Origin of the sequence: Capnocytophaga sputigena, from assembly GCF_002302495.1 — a bacterium.
In the GTDB taxonomy this organism is placed as follows: domain Bacteria; phylum Bacteroidota; class Bacteroidia; order Flavobacteriales; family Flavobacteriaceae; genus Capnocytophaga; species Capnocytophaga sputigena.
This window is the reverse complement of record NZ_CP022379.1, coordinates 786,604-804,533: the sequence shown is the minus strand read 5'-3', so window position 1 is coordinate 804,533 and position 17,930 is coordinate 786,604. Positions and strand designations below refer to the sequence as shown.

The following is a 17,930-nucleotide window of genomic DNA, read 5'->3' as shown; positions in this document are numbered from 1 at the left end:
ATTAGATAACTGCTAACACGTCGTTTTCACGCATAATAAGGTAGTCTTTACCTTCTAATTTGAGTTCAGTACCAGCATATTTGCCATAGAGTACAGTATCACCTACTTTTAGGGTAACAGGGTTGTCTTTAGTACCTGTACCTACGGCTACAACGGTACCTTTTTGAGGTTTTTCTTTTGCAGTATCAGGAATGATAATACCTGATGCAGTAGTAGTTTCTGCCACTGCGGGCTCAATCACTACTCTATCAGCTAAAGGTTTGATATTCAATTTTGCCATTATTGTTTAGTTTTTAATTATTTGTTTACTTAGAAAGTTAGGGGAAAGAAATTAGGTGTTAGAAAACTTTGACAAAGTCCTAAAACTTTGTCAAAGTTCTATTTTCAACCTTTCATTTAGTATTTAATTCCTTTTATAAAAAATCGAAGAGGATATTTCAGAAAGTGTGCCAATCTGAAATAACTGACTTTTTGTCAGTTTAGTTTCCTGTATTAGAAGATGTGGCAGGAGTAGCAGGCACTTGTTGAGTAGCGTTGTTGTTAACGGGTGCTTGCTGATTGAGTTGGTTTATTGGAGCGGCGGGAGTACTACCGTCTAATAATTTAGAGTCGCCAGTTACACCATTACTATTGTTGGCTATTAAGGTGTTGGCAATAAGGATGAGCACAGCTAAAGCAGTAGCAAATGTCCAAGTACTGCGTTCAAGGAAGTCGCCAGTTTTCTTTACCCCTCCTACTACTTGAGTGTTACCTCCGAAAGTAGAAGAGAGTCCACCTCCTTTAGGATTTTGAACCATAATTACCAAAGCGAGTAGCAAACATACTACCACGATGAGCACTAAAAAGATGTTAAATGTTGTCATTTTTCTTATAAATTATTTTGCTGTAGTTTTTTAATTTTTTCTATTTGGGCTGCAAAGTAAGCACTTTTTTCTGGATTTTTCAAAATTAATATTTCATAAGCTTGAATGGCTTGCTTGAATTTGCGCTGATTTACATATACTTGCGCCAATGTTTCAGTCATTAATTGTTTAGGGTCGGGCTTTACTTCATCGGCTAAATTCACGTTAGAAACGTAATCTCTTGAGGCTTCAATTTTAGGATTACTTTCTAAGAACTTATCAATGAGTTTAAATTTCTCGGCTACTTTATCGTCTTTGTAAGCGACTTCGGCGTGTTCTTCCGAGATATTTTCCAGCCATTGAGAGATATTGTCGGCATCGGTTTTAGGTTTTTCTTCAGGTTCTTTGGCTATAAAAACATCGGCTAACTCTTGGTGATTTACCAAATCTTCAGGAAAGATAGGATCTTCAAAAATTGATTTATTGGGTAAATCGGGGCGGTAAGGATGTGGTTCGTGGTCGATATAACTTACTTTAGGCGGTGTGTTTTCTGTTTCTTCAGCTTCTTTGCGTTCACGAGCTTTGCGAATGCGCTCAAAATCACGGCGCAGTGCTGAAAAATCAGGAATGATGCTTTTAGAGTTGATAAAATCGAACAATACTGAACGATCGGTTACGTGTACCGCAGCTAATTTTAGAGCCTTGTTGTATTTGTAATTTCCTTCGGAATGTAATATTTTGAGTTGTAACACCCTTGCTGCTTGAAAATAAGGATATTCCTTCACTATCTCGTCGAGTTCATATACTTGATCATCGTTAATAGTGTAGGGATGCCTAATAATCTCTATGAATTCCTTTACAGTCAATGTGTTATTTTGTCGATTTGCTGATTTGTGGATTTACCAATCGGCGAGTGAGGCATTGAAAATATCTTGGGTGATACGTTCGAAAATTTGAGGGATAGCCTCTCCTTTTACAGAACTCAACTGGGCTGCAGCGGGATAATCGTAGTAAAAAGAAAAGCGTTTTTCAAAGTCTTTTTTCTCTTCAGTATGATTGGTAAAACGTACATTTACACTTATGGTAAGGCGGTTTTGTGCAGCGGTTTGTCCTGCGGTAGCGGTCATAGGAGTAATGTTGAACTCTACAATTTCACCTTCATACACAAGGTCGCCATTGCGGTCGGTAAGGCTGAGGTTAGTTTGGTTGTTGATTAAATCTTGCAAGGCGATGGTAAAATCGCGGTCGAGCCCTGGTTCTACTAAAGGTGCATCATTGCGGAAGAAGTTGACTTGAAAGGTTTTAGCATCGCCGGTACTACCCCCCGTAAAGTTGTAGATACCACAACTTACAGCAGTGAAAGCCAATAGTATATATAAGAGATATTTCATTCTATCAATCAATTAGCGGGCAAAGATACGAAAATAATTACGAATGACAAATTACGAATGACGAAATTTTTTACAAACGTTTGAGGGCTTGCTTGATAATTTCTTCTACCGAAAGCTCTTCACTATTTGATTTGATAATGCTATCGACCACTTTTTCAGCTTGTTTGCGTACAAAACCTAATACCTCTAAGGCGGCAAGTGCTTCTTCTTTGTTAGTGTTTAGAGTGCTGATAGAAACCTCTTCAAAGTCCTGTAGTTTGAGCATTTTATCTTTTAGGTCAAGTACTACACGCTGCGCTGTTTTAGCACCTATGCCTTTTACGGCTTGAATGGTAGCCACATCACCGTTGATAATTGCACTGCGCACGTGGGCAGCAGTGAGCGATGAGAGCATAGTGCGGGCAGTACTAGCACCCACTCCCGATACTGAAAGTAGCAATACAAACACTTCGCGTTCGGCTTTGGTGAGGAAGCCATAAAGCGTGTGGGCGTCTTCTTTGATTTGCAGATAGGTGTATAGTTTAATTGCTTCCCCTTCGGGTAGTGCTGAGTAGGTATTTAAGCTGATATTTACGAAATAGCCCACCCCATGGCAATCAATCACTACGTGAGTAGGGTTCTTTTCTACGAGTTTTCCTTGTAATTGTGTAATCATTAGTTTAATTTGCTAATTTGTTGATTTGCAAAAGTACAAATAATTAGAAAATTAGCAAGATTTTACGGGGTAGAAGTAAAAAACTTTGCCAAAGGTGCGAGCTGCATAGGCAGTCGTAACACGACGGGCAATTAACTTTGGCAAAGTGTGTGATTGTTCATTCTTAATTGTCAATTGTGAATTGAGAAAGTAGCTCTTCCGAGCGTTTGCGCCCTGCTAAATAGTGAGGGTCAAGCTCTATAGCTTTTTGCAGATAGGCGATGGCTTGCGCGCGATATTTACGCTGAGGGTGTTGCTTTGCCCACGCCCAATACACAAAACTCATTATTTTCCACGAAGCGTACTCGGGGTTTTGGGCTTCTTTGCGGATGATATTTTCAAAGTCAATTTTAGCTAAAGCACGCTTGCTGAAATAAAACCAAGGTAAGTTCTCGGCTACGCTACCGCGCATAAATTCAGGAAGATAGTGCACCTCTCCGTATTTTTTAATAGCCGTTTCAAAAAGCTTAAAACTCTTGCCGATAAGTGAGAGCTTGAAAGTTTCGCCAGCTACCAAAGCCATTGCCGAAGCCTCGTAAGAAAGGATAAAAGGCTCTAACGCCTCAGGTGTTTCAGGATTGGCTTCGCATTCTGATAAAATAGTGAGACTTTTTTGCGCATAGCCTTTGTACTGCTTGCTAAAAAAGCCTAAATTTAAGGCTACTTCGTGATAGATAATTCCTAAGCGCACTTTGTTCAGCAAGGAAGGGTTTGCCTTGTAATCAGCTTCTACTTCAGGAAGTTTGGCTTGCAAAAGGTCATTGTTGATGAATTCCATTACATCGTCTAAGGCGATTTGATAATCATTAAGTGTTTTCATTACGCGTTCTTTTTTTAATTTGGGGCAAAAGTACGGCGCAATGAGCTCCTCACTCGTTGACTTAAGTTAAGATTTTTTTTGTGTGTATACGTTTTTGCAATCGGCTTAAACTTTCAGGGCTGATACCTAGTAGATTGGCAATGTACTTCTGTGGTACTCGCTGAAAGAGTTCAGGGCGTGAGTGCAACAGATGCTGAAAGCGCTCTTCGGGTTTATCGGCAGCAAGATACATAGCGGTATCGGTGGCGCGCTGCAAGATTTGTTCCGCCATCAACCTGCCGAAAGTCTCAAAGTTGTGATGTAGGGCATAAAGGGTAAAGAGTTTTTCTTTACTGATACTATAAACGGTGGTCTCGTCTAGGGCTTGCAATGATAGATTGGAAGAGGTACCGTTATTAAAACTCATAAAAGCAGTTGTCCATTGATTTTCAAGTGAAATATCACAGGTCTTCTCTGTTCCGTCCTCTTTGGTGTGAAAATGGCGCACACAGCCCTTGACAATAAAAAAGAGATATTTACAAGGCTGAGGAGATTCTAAGAGCATTGCTTTTTTAGCAAAGATGCGCTCTTCAAAAAAATGGTCTACTGCGCTGAGTTCTTCCTCAGTAAAAGAGAGGGCTTGCCGAAAATGATTTTTTAAAGAATCGTACATATTTGTTTATATGGCTAATGATATTTTACTTGTTGTAATAAAAATGTACAGAAGCATCTCTATCGTTTTCTCCTTCTGTAGTCATTGCTCTGAAACCACAACAATACCATGCATCACAAGAAGTAAGAGTTAAGACTACAATGAAAGTAATAAAATATGAGAATCTGTTCATAATTTTTATTTTGAAAGGACAAAAGTACAAATAATTAGTTAATTAGCAAGGTTTTAGTAGCTACCTGCACATCACACTAATTGCTCTTTCCTCCCCTTTTTCGTTGATGATGCGCAAGATATGGTCGCCTTTAGAAGCAAAGATATTCATTTCGTGAAAAGTTTCGGTAGTGCCGAGAAAAGCATCGTCTAAATACCAAAAAACCTTGCCTTCGCGATTGGCAGCTTTCGCTGTAAAGGGTTGTTGCTCGCCCCCAAAAGTTTTAGTGGTGTAGAGTACACTTTGGTGTTTGGGGTAAACAAAATCTAAGCCCCTTTGCAGATTGCTTTGTGTACAGTCTTCACGTAAGGGGGGGAGTGGCTTGTAGTGAATGTGTTGCTGTTTGTAATACCATTCCATTACGGGAGGTAATACGAACCACGCTTTGTTTACAATATTTTGTGGAGACTCACACGAGGTGTTTACTTGGTACTGCTCATTAAGGTCGAGGTGTACGAGTTTGTGATAAGGGCATTGCCCCACTTCCTTAGGAGCGATGTTGCTGAGTACTATTTGCTTAGGGCATTCGGGTTTAGCAAGGAAACCAGAACTGGCACAGACGGTTACCTCACGCAGGTCGTCTAAGGGCTGTGAAAACCATGAAGTAGGAGGGAGAGCGTTGAAGATACTGAACATCACCGGAGCGGCGTAGGTAGCCCCTGTGAGGGTGGGACGTCCTTCGCCTGTGGCATTACCTACCCACACAGCCACCACATATTCAGGTGTAGCACCAATAGCCCACGCATCTTTGTTGCCAAAGCTAGTCCCCGTTTTCCACGCTATCTTGCGTGACGACTCGTAGTAGCGCCACGCTATATCATCGGTAGGGCGGTTCACTTCCTTCATTGCACTGAACATCTTGTAGAGCGCTCCCGCCCTGAGGGTAGGTAGTTCGCGAGTGTTTTTTCCGAAATCTAAGGGGGCAGTATCGGTATAACGCAAGTGCTGAAATTCTTGAGTACGATAGTGCTGAGTGCGCGCAAAAACTTCCGTTTCCGAAGCCAAATTGGTATACGCCTGTGCCAAATCCCACAGATTGCTCTCCGCACCTCCGAGGATAATGGAAAGCCCATAATGGTCGGGGTGGCGGTTGATGTTTTTCAGTTGCAAGTGTTGTAAGACATCGTAGAAACGATAGGTAGTAAATTGCTTCAAAAGCCATACAAACGGAATGTTTAATGATTTAGCTAAAGCCATATCGGCAGCAACGGCTCCTTCAAAACTATTGCTAAAATTCTGGGGTGAATAGCCACCTATTTGAGTAGGAATATCAGGGATTAATTGGGTAGGCAGGAGTTCTCCCTCGTGCAACATCGCTGCATAGAGAAAAGGTTTGAGCACACTGCCTGTACTGCGAGGTGCGTGCACGATGTCCACATCTTTTTGATGGTCGGTATCGGTAGGGGTATTGCCTACGTAGGCGAGCACTTTTCGTGTTTTCACTTCTACCACCAAAGCTGCCATATTATAGATTTCGGACTGCGAGTAATGGGTGTAATACCCTGCTACAAGACTGTTCACTTTCTCTTGTAACTCTAATGATATTGTAGAGCTAATGCGCTGACCTTCTTGGGTTTTGGAAGCAAAAGTAAGCAGGTGAGGCGCGAGTTGAGGAATAGGGTGAGGCTCAGCAGGAAGAGGCTCGAGGAGCGCCAAATCGTATGTTTCTTTATCAATGATATTTTTAAAGAGGAGTTTGTAAAGCAACGCATTGCGTTTCTGCAAGAGGCGTTCTTGGTTCTTACCAGGGAAGATGAGGCTGGGAGCATTAGGGAGAACTGCCAACGTAGCCGATTGTGCCCACGAGAGTTGATGAGGAGCGACACCAAAGTAACGCCAAGCTGCCATATCGAGTCCTACCACATTGCCACCAAAGGGAGCGTGAGAGGCGTAGAGTTTGAGGATACTCTCCTTAGAATAACGGAACTCCAAGCGGGTAGCCCATATCATTTCGATGAGTTTCTCAAAATAAGTGCGCTGCTGGTGCTCACGAGCGATGCGTATCACCTGCTGGGTGAGCGTACTCCCCCCTCTTGTAATCTTTCCGTTGGTAATATTGCGATACAAAGCTTTGGTTACTGATATAGGATTTACGCCCCAATGGTAATAAAAATGAGCGTCTTCAAACTGTAAAACCGACATTTTAAAGCGGTAGGGCACACTGTCTACTTCGGGAAAACGCCATTGTCCGTCGTCCGCAATCTTAGCCCCAAGTAATTTACCCTCGTTGCTTTCCAACACTGTGGCATAAGGTTGTGGGAAGAGTACGCTTGGCAAACAGAATATATACCACACAAGGCAGCATACCAATATTGCTGTTTTAATAGGGTGCTTGCGGACTTTTTGTTTTAGAAAATGAAAGGTATGTAAAAGACGTTTTTTCATAAAAATCGCGCAAATATAAGGAAAAGTTTTTATATTTTGCACAAAGAGAGCACCATTGAGTGTCCGCCACCTACCACTCGCTGTGCGTTTTTGATATATCTAAAAGGAAGTATATGGTCGTTATCGCCGTGGTAGTGAACAAAATTCGTAGGGATTTTAGTATTTTGCCACCCTATGATGGCGCTTATCGCCCAACGCAAAAAAGGAGTAGATGTCTCCTCTAAAATGCTTTTTAGAAGGGCTTTATCTTCAGAGGTGTCTACTCCAAACAGCCAATAAGTGAATGCATTAGCTCTCTTCATTAGTGAATAAGGCAAAAATTTGTGTAAGCGCAGTTTTCCTAAAAAACGGTACGATGGAGGCAATTCATCACGTGTTTTTGCTGAGGAAATCAAAATCACCTTTTCCACAGGTAATATTTTAGCGATTTCTACAGCAACCATCCCTCCGAAAGAGAGTCCCACAAGCACAGGATGAGGAGCCGTAATTCGCTGAGCGATGCGCTGGGCGTATTGAGCAAGTGTTTCAGTAGCCAAAGGCGGTATCCAGTGGATATGTTCTACTTCAGCCTCGCCAAACGATAGGTTTTTAAAAACCCTTTCATCAGCACCCAAACCACTGAAAACATAATATTTTTGAGCCATAGAAAAATGATTTAGATAGGCAAAGGTAAAGAAAAGTTTGGTAATATGCAGCCATTTATACAGATGTTTTTTGCTAATTCCTCATTATTCCCTACCTTTGCCCTCACAAAATGAACTCTTATCTCTTACCTCTTATCTAAACGAAAATGTACTTAATATTCGATACTGAAACCACGGGTTTACCCCGCCGTTGGGATGCCCCCCTTACCGATAGTGACAACTGGCCTCGCGCCGTGCAAATTGCTTGGCAATTGCACGACCAGTGGGGCGCACTCATAGAACATCAGGACTTTTTGATAAAGCCCGATGGCTTTGATGTGCCTTATGATGCCGAAAAAGTACACGGTATCTCTACTCAATTAGCAGAAGCACAAGGGGTACCTATCGCTGAGGTATTCAAAGCTTTTAATGAGGCACTCAGCAAAGCAAAATACGTGGTAGGACAAAACATCGGCTTCGATATCAATATTATGGGGGCTGAGTTTTACCGCTATGGGGTGGAGAGTCCGCTTACGCAGATGCCCGTAATCGATACTTGTACTGAGGCAACTGCCAATCTCTGCCAGATAGCTGGCGGAAAAGGAGGTCGTTATAAGTTGCCCACCCTCACCGAGTTGCACTCTTTCCTCTTTGGTGTACCCTTTGCCGAGGCGCACAATGCCACTGCCGACGTGGAAGCAACTACACGCTGTTTCTTTGAATTGATACGGCGTGGTGAAGGCTTCCAAGAAGGCACTTTCAGTAGTGACTATATCAAAGAATTTCAAGGACATCACACTTCACCTATAGGTCTTATCGGACTCAAGCACGTGAACCTCAAAGAGGCTTCCGATGCCTTGCGAAAAAGTAGTAGTACTGCGCAAACTACCGAGCCTCACGCCGATGCTTCACTGTTAGAAGAGGCGGTGTTTGCCCACCTCCACAACCATACGCAACACTCTATATTACAATCTACTACCTCTATAAAAGACCTCGTAAAAATCACCGCTAAAGAGAAGATGCCTGCCGTAGCACTTACCGATAGTGGCAATATGATGGCTGCCTTTCACTTTGTACAAGCCGTACAAGGGCATAACAAAGAAGCGGAAGCTAAAAACAAAGAGGCTGAAGAAAAGGGTGAAACACCTACCGAAACGCTCATCAAGCCTATTATAGGTTGTGAGTTCAATATCTGCGAAAATCACTTAGATAAAAGCCGACAAGATAACGGCTACCAAGTAGTGATTTTGGCTAAAAACAAACAGGGCTATCACAATCTTACCAAAATGACTTCTATCGCTTCTACCAAAGGTTTTTACTATGTGCCTCGTATAGATAAGGCGATTGTAGAGCAGTACAAAAGCGACTTAATGGTGCTCTCAGGGGGTATGAATGGCGAAATTCCGTCTAAAATACTGAATATCGGTACCAAGCAAGCTGAAGAGGCGCTCTTGTGGTGGAAAGAACAGTTTGGCGATGACTTCTATTTGGAGGTGATGCGCCACAACCAAGAAGACGAAAATCGCGTAAACGAAACCCTTGTAGAGTTTTCTAAGAAATACGGGGTCAAACTCATTGCTACAAACAATACTTTTTATTTACATAAAAAAGATGCCAATGCACACGATATTTTGTTGTGTGTAAAAGATGGCGAAAAGCAAAAAACACCTATCGGGCGCGGTCGTGGCTATCGTTTTGGAATGCCTAACAATGAGTATTATTTCAAAACTTCAGCCGAAATGAAGGCGCTTTTCAAGGATATTCCTGAGGCGATTCTCAATATTCAAGAAATTATTGACAAGGTAGAACCCTATGGCTTGGCGCGTGATATCCTCTTGCCTAAGTTTGATATCCCCGAAGAATTTCAGGTGGAAGACGACCCTACAGGCAAAAAAGGAGAAAACAACTATTTGCGTCATCTTACTTATGAAGGAGCTAAACGCAAATATCCCGAAATTACCGATGAAGTGCGCGAGCGTTTGGATTTCGAGCTTTCCATTATCGAAAAAACGGGTTACCCAGGGTACTTCCTTATTGTGCAAGACTTTATCGCAGCAGCGCGGAAGATGGGTGTATCAGTAGGACCTGGTCGTGGGTCGGCTGCAGGGTCGGCAGTGGCGTTCTGTTTGGATATTACCAATATGGATCCTATTAAGTACGATCTCCTCTTTGAGCGTTTCCTTAATCCCGATCGTGTGTCTATGCCCGATATCGATATCGATTTTGAGGACTCAGGGCGTCAAGATGTTATCAACTACGTGATTGATAAGTATGGCGAGAGTCAGGTAGCACGGATTATCACCTATGGCAAAATGGCTGCCAAATCGGCTATCAAAGATACGGCTCGCGTGCTGGATGTACCTCTGCAAGAGTCAAATAGATTAGCAGGATTGGTGCCTAATGGGGTATCGTCTTTAGGGAAGATGTTCGGTTGGGACGATAAAACCCTTAAAGAAAAAGTGCGCAGTGAAGAACTGCCAAAAGTAGATGAACTGAAACGCCTTTTAGCAGGAGAAGGGGAGGAGGATAGTACCCAAACCATTCAACAAGCAAATATTATTGAAGGTTCAGTGCGCAACACGGGTATCCACGCTTGTGGGGTGATTATCACCCCCGACGATATCACCAACTTTGTGCCAGTAGCTTTAGCTAAAGATTCCGACTTATTTGTGACTCAGTTTGATAACTCGGTAGTAGAGAGCGCAGGATTGCTAAAAATGGACTTCTTGGGGCTTAGTACTCTCACACTTATCAAAGATACTATTGAAAATATCAAACAAACGCATAATATAGAGCTAGATGCCGAGGCTTTTCCGCTCGACGATAAAAAGACTTACGAACTCTTCCAGCGCGGTGAAACGGTCGGGATTTTCCAGTACGAGTCCACTGGTATGCAGAAATATATGCGAGAGCTTAAACCTACGGTCTTTGCCGACCTGATAGCGATGAATGCCCTCTATCGTCCAGGACCATTGGAGTACATTCCTAGTTTTATCAAGCGCAAACACGGTATTGAGCCCATTGAGTACGACCTCCCCGATATGGAGGAATACCTCAAAGAAACTTATGGGATTACTGTCTATCAAGAGCAGGTGATGTTGCTATCGCAGAAATTGGCAGGTTTTACCAAAGGTGAAGCCGACGTGCTCCGTAAGGCAATGGGTAAGAAACAAATAGCTGTGCTAGCTAAGATGAAACCTAAGTTTATTACCCAAGCCTCCGAAAAAGGACACGACGCTCAAAAACTCGAAAAGATATGGGCAGACTGGGAGAAGTTTGCGGCTTATGCATTCAACAAATCACACTCCACTTGCTATGCTTGGGTGGGTTATCAAACAGCCTTTTTGAAAGCCAATTACCCTGCCGAGTATATGGCAGCAGTATTGTCTAACAATATGAACGATATCAAAACGATTACTTTCTTCTTAGAAGAGTGCCACCGTATGGGAATCAAGGTGTTACCTCCTGATGTGAATGAATCGTTGTACAAATTTACCGTAAATAAAAACGGCGATATACGCTTCGGGATGGGGGCTGTAAAAGGGGTAGGAAAAGCAGCCGTCGATACGATTGTAGAACAACGCCAAGAGCGTCCTTATACTTCTATTTTCGATTTGGCAAAACGCGTAGATTATAAGAGTATCAACAAAAAAGCCTTTGAAAGTATCGCCTTGGCAGGAGGTTTTGACTCATTTACCAATGTACACCGTGCTCAGTACTTCCACGCCGAAGCCGATGGTATTCCATTTCTTGAAAAAGCCATTCGTTTTGGCACCAAATATCAAGAGAGCAAGAACTCTGCCCAGATGAGTCTCTTTGGGGGAGAGAGTGAAGTAGATGTCCCTGAACCTGCAGTACCTAAGTGTGAAACTTGGGGCAACCTCGAGCAGTTGCGCCGTGAGAAGGAGGTAGTAGGTATCTATATCTCAGGGCATCCATTAGACGATTTCAAACACGAATTGCACAATTTCTGCAATATCAGTCTGTCACAATTGCAAGACTTGAATTCTTTTATCAATCGCGAACTCACAGTAGCGGGTATGGTAGCCGATTTGCAGCACCGCACTAGTAAAAATGGTAAAGGATTTGGCTTCCTCACCCTCGAGGATTACGATGGCTCTTATGAGTTTAAACTCTTTGGAGATGATTATTTGAACTATCAGAAATATATGATTTCAGGAGCGTTTTTGTATGTCAAATTCAAAGTAGTAGAAGGATTCCTTAATAGAGAAACCAACCAAAGAGGAGAGCCTCGCATACAGTTTATGCAGGTAATGCAGTTACAAGATGTAATGGAAAGTCTTGCTAAGAAACTTACTTTGCACGTAAATATTAAGGATATCACCCCAAAATTCATTACCGATTACAGAGATTTACTGCAAAAACACAAAGGGAGTCAACCTATTTATTTTGTAGTGCACCATCAAACGGAGAATATCCATCTCAATATGGAAAATGGCAATTTAAAAGTAGCAATTACCAAATCTTTTTTAGACGATTTAGACAATTTATTAGCTCAATACAATCTCAACGATCGCCGTATTGAGAAAATTATAGCTAAAAAGGCTGAAGAGACTCAAGATGATGAAGAAATGGTAATGGAAGATTTAGGACTTTCTGATTAAAAAAATCTTCCTCATTACTTGTTAATTGTTAATTATTTTGTACCTTTGCGCTCAAATTAAGCAAATAGCACAATGAAGTATCAACAAAAGAAAAAAGCAGTTTTGCTCCTTGCCGATGGCACTGCCTTTTATGGCAAAAGTGTTGGTTATGAAGGCACTGCTTTTGGCGAAGTGTGTTTCAATACAGGTATGACGGGCTATCAAGAAATTTTTACTGATCCCTCATACTTTGGTCAGATTATGGTTACTGCCAATGCTCATATTGGTAATTATGGCATTGCTGCCGATGATTACGAATCAAGTGGTATGAAAATTGCAGGGCTGGTTTGCAGAAATTTTAGTTATGATGCCTCCCGCTCCCTTGCTGAGGAAACCTTAAAAGATTTTTTAGACCGTAACCACTTAGTAGCTATTTGCGAAGTTGATACACGTGCTTTAGTCAGCTACATTCGCGACAATGGCTCAATGAATGCTGTTATTTCCACTGAAACCGATGATTTAGCACTACTCAAAGCTCGTTTACAAGAGGTTCCCAATATGAAAGGTTTAGAATTGGCATCGAAAGTGTCAGTTACTGAACCTTATTTTTTTGGCAATCCAGAAGCGAAGTACAAAGTAGCAGCACTCGATTTTGGTATCAAGCGAAATATCTTGCGCAACTTGGCAGCTCGTGATATGTACATCAAAGTATTCCCGTACAACACGCCTTTAGCTGAGCTCAAAGCGTGGAATCCCGATGGCTATTTCTTGTCTAATGGACCTGGCGACCCCGAGCCACTCACCGAGGTCATTGCTCAAGTAAAACAAATGATTGCTGAGGATTTACCTATTTTTGGTATTTGCTTAGGACATCAAATTATTGCACTTGCCAATGGTATTAGTACTTACAAGATGCACAATGGTCACCGCGGTATCAACCACCCCGTGAAAAATTTGCTTACCGGCAAAGATGAGATTACCTCACAAAATCACGGTTTTGCAGTGAATAGGGCAGAGGCAGAAGCTAATCCTAACGTCGAAATCACCCATACTCACCTAAACGACAATACCGTGATGGGTTTGCGTGTAAAAGGGAAGAAATGTTTTAGTGTACAGTACCATCCTGAAGCAGCCCCAGGTCCTAACGATGCAACCTATTTGTTCGACCAATTTGTAGAAATGATAACTAAAAAATAATAATGAAAGAATTACTTACACCCCAAGCACTGCTCACTAATCTAAAAGATGTGCGTGCTCTCACCCGCAAGGTGATTGAGGCTTTTCCCGAGAAAGACCTCTTTGAGTTCAATATTGCAAACTTGCGTCCGTTTTCAGCAATGGTAGAAGAGTTTTTGAGAGTTATGGACTATCTTTTCAAAGAAAGATTTCAAGAACAACACACGCTTTTCTTAGAAGGAACTTTCCCTACTACCAAAGCAGAAGTATTAGCTTTGTGGGATAGAGCTACTGAAATTCTCGACCGTGAATGGCAAAAAGTAGGCGATTATACCCAGCCACTGACTATCTATCAAATGACTTTTAGCTTTGCCCAATGGATATTGTATTTTATTGAAAACGAGAGTCACCACCGCGGACAAGGGTATACTTACCTCCGCGCTTTAGGTATCGAACCTCCTTCCTTTTGGGGAAGAGAAAGTTTTAACAATTGATAATTAACTCAGATAAGTCAGATAGGTCAGAAATGTCCCCCTAGCACCTGACCCCTAAACAAAGTAAATAATTAAATAACAAAATATATGAGTATTATTGTAAGCGTGCACGCACGTCAGATTTTGGATTCAAGAGGAAATCCAACCGTAGAAGTAGATGTAGAAACTGAAAATGGTTTCCTTGGTAGAGCTGCTGTTCCTTCAGGAGCTTCAACAGGTGAATACGAAGCTGTTGAATTGCGCGACGGCGGTAAAGATTATATGGGTAAAGGCGTACTTAAAGCCGTTGCCAATGTAAACGATATCATCGCTGAAGAAATCGTAGGTATGGACGTTTTTGAACAAAACCTTATCGACCAAACTATGATTGCTCTTGATGGTACTCCTAACAAATCTAAATTAGGAGCTAACGCTATTCTTGGTGTATCATTAGCGGTTGCTAGAGCTGCTGCCGAAGAACTCGGTTTGCCTTTGTACCGCTACGTAGGTGGGGTAAGTGCTCACACTTTGCCAGTGCCTATGATGAACATCATCAATGCTGGTGCTCACTCCGATGCGCCTATTGCTTTCCAAGAGTTTATGATTATGCCTGTGAATGCAAAAGACTTTTCACAAGCTATCCAAATGGGTGCTGAAGTATTCCACAACCTTAAAAAGGTATTACACGACAAAGGTTTAGGAACTGCTGTAGGCGACGAAGGTGGTTTTGCTCCTAACTTCAAAGACATCGAAGATGCACTCGACTCTATCAAAGAAGCAGTAAACAAAGCTGGTTACAAATGGGGTGAAGATATCAAAATCGCCTTAGACTGTGCTTCTTCTGAGTTCTACAAAGATGGTAAATACGACTATACTATCTTCGAAGGCGCTAAAGGTAAAGTACGTACTTCAGCTGAACAAGCTGACTACTTGGCTGAGTTAGTAGCTAAATATCCTATCATCTCTATCGAGGACGGTATGGATCAAAACGACTGGGATGGTTGGAAACTCCTTACTGATAAAATCGGTAACCGCGTTCAATTAGTAGGTGACGACTTGTTCGTTACTAACGTATCTATCCTTGAAAGAGGTATTGCCAAAGGTATTGCAAACTCTATCCTTATCAAAGTAAACCAAATCGGTACTTTGTCTGAAACTATCGCAGCCGTAGATATGGCTAACCGCGCTGGTTATACAGCCGTAATGTCTCACCGTTCAGGTGAAACTGAAGACAATACTATTGCCGACTTGGCTGTAGCTTTGAACACCGGACAAATCAAAACTGGTTCTGCTTCACGTTCTGACCGTATGGCTAAGTACAACCAATTGCTCCGCATCGAAGAATCTTTAGGTTCAGTAGCCTACTATCCTAAAGAAAAAGCCTTCAATGTGAAGAACTAATAACCTCACAAACTTTGCCAAAGTTTCACACTTTGGCAAAGTTTATAAATATTGATAGTTCTGTTAATCAATTATCACACCTTAAAAACCTCTTTTTTACCCTTAAAAAGAAATAATTATGATGAAGAAGATATTGTGGTTTTGTATGTTGTTGTTTGTAAGTACGCTGGTAGCTCAAGAAACTGAGTTGCATGGTCACGTGTATAGTGTGCAGAACAACAAACCAATGGCTAATGTACATATCTTGAATCTCAACAAAGTACGAGGAACCACAACTAACGAAAAAGGAGATTTTACCATTAGAGTAACTGCTAATGATACGCTTTATATATCTTTTTTGGGGTATAAATCTACTAAAATAAGGATTACCAATGATATGATAAAATTCCAAGGACTTAAAATAGGTATGACCGAACTCGCCTACGCCTTGGAAGAGGTCGTGGTTACCCCTTATAAACTCACCGGATACTTAGATATCGATGCTAAAAATGCTCCTATTAATAACAATACTCGTTATAGCGTTTCGGGCTTAGAAATAGGCTATGAAAGCCGTGCCAGTGCTAGTGCCGTAGGGCGCGTGCTCAGTGCTGTAATGAACCCCGCCGATTTGCTCAGCCGCTCTTTCAGTGCTAAAGGAAAGGAAATGCGCAAACTCAGAGAGATGCGCAAAGATAATCAATTGAGTGATGCTCTTTCCACCCGTTATGATCGCGAAACCCTATTAGAACTTTTGCAAGTAGATCGCTCTGAACTCGAAGAAATCATCCGTTCTTGCAATTATTCTAACGACTTTATAATGACCGCAAACGACCTGCAAGTGCTTGAAGCTATCAGTCAGTGTTACGAAGAATATAGAGTCTTACACAAGAAAAAATAAGAAGGTATAACAACAATTTTATTTCAATTAAAATATTGTAAAATAAAGGTTTAACAGTTTCTTGTCTCTTACCTTTTACCTTTTACCTATAAAAAATTTTGTCATTCCAAAAAAAAGATGTACTTTTGCCCCGCTATTGATAAAATAGAGAGACAAAGTATCATTTTTAATAAGATTTTAAAGATTAACAAGCAATGAAAAGAACATTTCAACCTTCAAAAAGAAAAAGAAGAAATAAACACGGTTTTAGAGAACGTATGGCAACTGCCAATGGTAGAAAAGTATTAGCACGCCGTCGCGCTAAAGGACGTAAAAAACTAACTGTATCCTCAGAACCACGTCATAAAAAATAAACCTTTCTATAAGGTAAAAAGTAAGAGGTAAGAAATAAGAGCTAAAGTTCTTATTTCTTACCTCTTACCTCTTATCTCTTACCTGAAAAATGAAGATTACTTTCCTCGGTACAGGCACTTCTCAAGGAGTCCCTGTAATAGCAAGCGACCACCCTGTAGGCAAAAGCACCAATCCTAAAGACAAGCGTTTGCGCACTTCGGTACTCATCAGTTGGGATAATACCAATATTGCAATAGATTGTAGCCCCGATTTTAGGCAGCAGATGCTCACTAACAACGTGCAGCATTTAGAGGCTATCCTTTTTACTCACGAACACGCCGATCATACTGCCGGTATGGACGACATACGCCCTTTTGTGCGCCTCCAAGGTGATATGCCTATCTATGGACTCAAACGCGTAATTAACGAGTTGAGAGTTCGTTTTGCTTATATCTTTGCTACCGAAAATAGATATGAGGGCGCTCCCTCAGTAATTGCTCACGAAATAAATAGTACGCCCTTTAGCCTACACGGAAAAATAGTGCAACCTATACACGTGATGCACGGCAATTTGCCCATTATAGGCTACCGAATTGAAAATTTCGCTTACATCACAGATGCTAAATATATAGAAGATAAAGAAATAGAGAAACTGAAAGGGGTAGATACCTTAGTGTTAAATTGTTTGAGAGAACAAGCGCACCCTACACACCTTAATTTATCAGAAGCATTAGAGATTATAGCACAAGTACAACCCAAACGCACTTTTCTCACACACGTGAGTCAAACCTTTGGTTTTCACGATGAGATACAACAAAACCTCCCCGAAAATGTTTTTTTAGCCTACGATAATTTAGTGATAAAATGTTAATATTTAGTTAATTGTTGTGCAAGTTATGAATAAAAACTGTATTTTTGCCCGCAAAACAAAATATTTATCAAGATGAGAAAAATTGCACTTCTATTTGTAATAGCAGCATTGGTGATGGCTTGTAAGAGCTCTAACTCTATGACTGCTAAACCTAAAGAAACAAATGTAGCCGACAAAGCTATCAAAGGTGAATGGACTCTACAGTCTATTACTTATAGCGAACAAGGTAAGTTTGATGTTACCTTATTGAACGATACCTCAAAAGAATGTTTTGAAGGTAGTACTTGGAAATTTGTTCCTAACAACAACCGCGGGCACTATACTATCAATGCAGGTGGTTGCTCTACAGGACAAAGAAACTTCATTTTCGTAGTACAACAAATCGATAAATCTACTGGATATTACGATTTCTTGTTGAAACCTACCAATGAAAAATACAAATCTGAAACCAATGCAGGTATTCGTTTGCACTTAGCAAGCATATCAGAAAATGCAATGGTATGGCAACAAACCGTAAGAGTAGATGGCAAACCTTTTGTAATCTCAATGAACTTTGTAAAATAATTAAAAAAAAATA

General features: G+C 41.3%; 18 protein-coding genes. 8 read left to right on the top strand and 10 right to left on the bottom strand.

All coding sequences use genetic code 11. The annotated features are described in order from the left end of the window. Window position 1: 1 nt before the first annotated feature. From CGC57_RS03670 to CGC57_RS03630, 10 genes are all read right to left on the bottom strand, one after another. Window positions 2-280 (bottom strand): co-chaperone GroES, encoded by a 279-nt coding sequence (locus CGC57_RS03670; RefSeq protein WP_095898002.1) that lies wholly within the window; start codon window positions 278-280, stop codon window positions 2-4. A 199-nt stretch (window positions 281-479) separates the two neighbouring features. Then, window positions 480-863 carry a preprotein translocase subunit SecG gene (gene secG, locus CGC57_RS03665; RefSeq protein WP_095898001.1) on the bottom strand — a complete coding sequence of 128 codons (384 nt, stop codon included), beginning with the start codon at window positions 861-863 and terminating at the stop codon, window positions 480-482. A gap of 5 nt (window positions 864-868) precedes the next feature. After that, window positions 869-1,708, bottom strand: coding sequence for a DUF8458 domain-containing protein (locus CGC57_RS03660; protein ID WP_095898000.1), 840 nt, complete (start codon window positions 1,706-1,708; stop codon window positions 869-871). A gap of 33 nt (window positions 1,709-1,741) precedes the next feature. After that, entirely contained in the window at window positions 1,742-2,233 is a 492-nt protein-coding gene (locus CGC57_RS03655; protein WP_095897999.1) for an LptE family protein, read from the bottom strand. A 70-nt stretch (window positions 2,234-2,303) separates the two neighbouring features. Beyond that, window positions 2,304-2,888, bottom strand: coding sequence for a Holliday junction branch migration protein RuvA (ruvA, locus tag CGC57_RS03650; RefSeq protein WP_095897998.1), 585 nt, complete (start codon window positions 2,886-2,888; stop codon window positions 2,304-2,306). 163 nt (window positions 2,889-3,051) lie between these two features. Further along, window positions 3,052-3,747: a hypothetical protein gene (locus tag CGC57_RS03645; RefSeq protein WP_095897997.1), complete on the bottom strand. Its 696-nt coding sequence runs from the start codon at window positions 3,745-3,747 to the stop codon at window positions 3,052-3,054. 61 nt (window positions 3,748-3,808) lie between these two features. Continuing rightward, window positions 3,809-4,399: a Crp/Fnr family transcriptional regulator gene (locus CGC57_RS03640; protein WP_095897996.1), complete on the bottom strand. Its 591-nt coding sequence runs from the start codon at window positions 4,397-4,399 to the stop codon at window positions 3,809-3,811. Between the two features lie 25 nt (window positions 4,400-4,424). Continuing rightward, window positions 4,425-4,571, bottom strand: coding sequence for a hypothetical protein (locus CGC57_RS12865; protein ID WP_157909303.1), 147 nt, complete (start codon window positions 4,569-4,571; stop codon window positions 4,425-4,427). A 60-nt stretch (window positions 4,572-4,631) separates the two neighbouring features. Beyond that, the gene (gene pbpC, locus CGC57_RS03635; protein WP_095897995.1) at window positions 4,632-6,995 is read right to left on the bottom strand and encodes a penicillin-binding protein 1C; all 2,364 of its coding nucleotides are present in this window, start codon (window positions 6,993-6,995) and stop codon (window positions 4,632-4,634) included. Between the two features lie 29 nt (window positions 6,996-7,024). Beyond that, window positions 7,025-7,639, bottom strand: a complete 615-nt coding sequence (locus CGC57_RS03630; RefSeq protein ID WP_095897994.1) for an alpha/beta fold hydrolase — start codon at window positions 7,637-7,639, stop codon at window positions 7,025-7,027. Window positions 7,640-7,785: 146 nt separating this feature from the next. Here CGC57_RS03630 and dnaE point away from each other — a divergent pair, with 146 nt between their 5' ends. The 8 genes from dnaE to CGC57_RS03590 all read left to right on the top strand — a co-directional run bounded on the left by dnaE (window position 7,786) and on the right by CGC57_RS03590 (window position 17,917). Continuing rightward, on the top strand, window positions 7,786-12,243 hold the full coding sequence (gene dnaE / locus CGC57_RS03625; protein ID WP_095897993.1) for a DNA polymerase III subunit alpha: 4,458 nt from the start codon (window positions 7,786-7,788) through the stop codon (window positions 12,241-12,243). 72 nt (window positions 12,244-12,315) lie between these two features. Then, complete coding sequence (gene carA, locus CGC57_RS03620; protein WP_095897992.1) at window positions 12,316-13,419, top strand: glutamine-hydrolyzing carbamoyl-phosphate synthase small subunit; 1,104 nt, start codon at window positions 12,316-12,318, stop codon at window positions 13,417-13,419. A 2-nt stretch (window positions 13,420-13,421) separates the two neighbouring features. Continuing rightward, entirely contained in the window at window positions 13,422-13,892 is a 471-nt protein-coding gene (locus tag CGC57_RS03615; RefSeq protein ID WP_095897991.1) for a DinB family protein, read from the top strand. 87 nt (window positions 13,893-13,979) lie between these two features. Then, entirely contained in the window at window positions 13,980-15,272 is a 1,293-nt protein-coding gene (gene eno, locus CGC57_RS03610) for a phosphopyruvate hydratase (RefSeq protein ID WP_095897990.1), read from the top strand. 118 nt (window positions 15,273-15,390) lie between these two features. Continuing rightward, window positions 15,391-16,149: a carboxypeptidase-like regulatory domain-containing protein gene (locus tag CGC57_RS03605; protein ID WP_095897989.1), complete on the top strand. Its 759-nt coding sequence runs from the start codon at window positions 15,391-15,393 to the stop codon at window positions 16,147-16,149. 194 nt (window positions 16,150-16,343) lie between these two features. Beyond that, window positions 16,344-16,502, top strand: coding sequence for a 50S ribosomal protein L34 (rpmH, locus tag CGC57_RS03600; RefSeq protein ID WP_002669412.1), 159 nt, complete (start codon window positions 16,344-16,346; stop codon window positions 16,500-16,502). 89 nt (window positions 16,503-16,591) lie between these two features. Then, on the top strand, window positions 16,592-17,353 hold the full coding sequence (locus CGC57_RS03595) for an MBL fold metallo-hydrolase (RefSeq protein WP_095897988.1): 762 nt from the start codon (window positions 16,592-16,594) through the stop codon (window positions 17,351-17,353). Window positions 17,354-17,425: 72 nt separating this feature from the next. Continuing rightward, window positions 17,426-17,917 carry a lipocalin family protein gene (locus CGC57_RS03590; RefSeq protein ID WP_095897987.1) on the top strand — a complete coding sequence of 164 codons (492 nt, stop codon included), beginning with the start codon at window positions 17,426-17,428 and terminating at the stop codon, window positions 17,915-17,917. The last annotated feature ends 13 nt before the right edge of the window (window positions 17,918-17,930 follow it).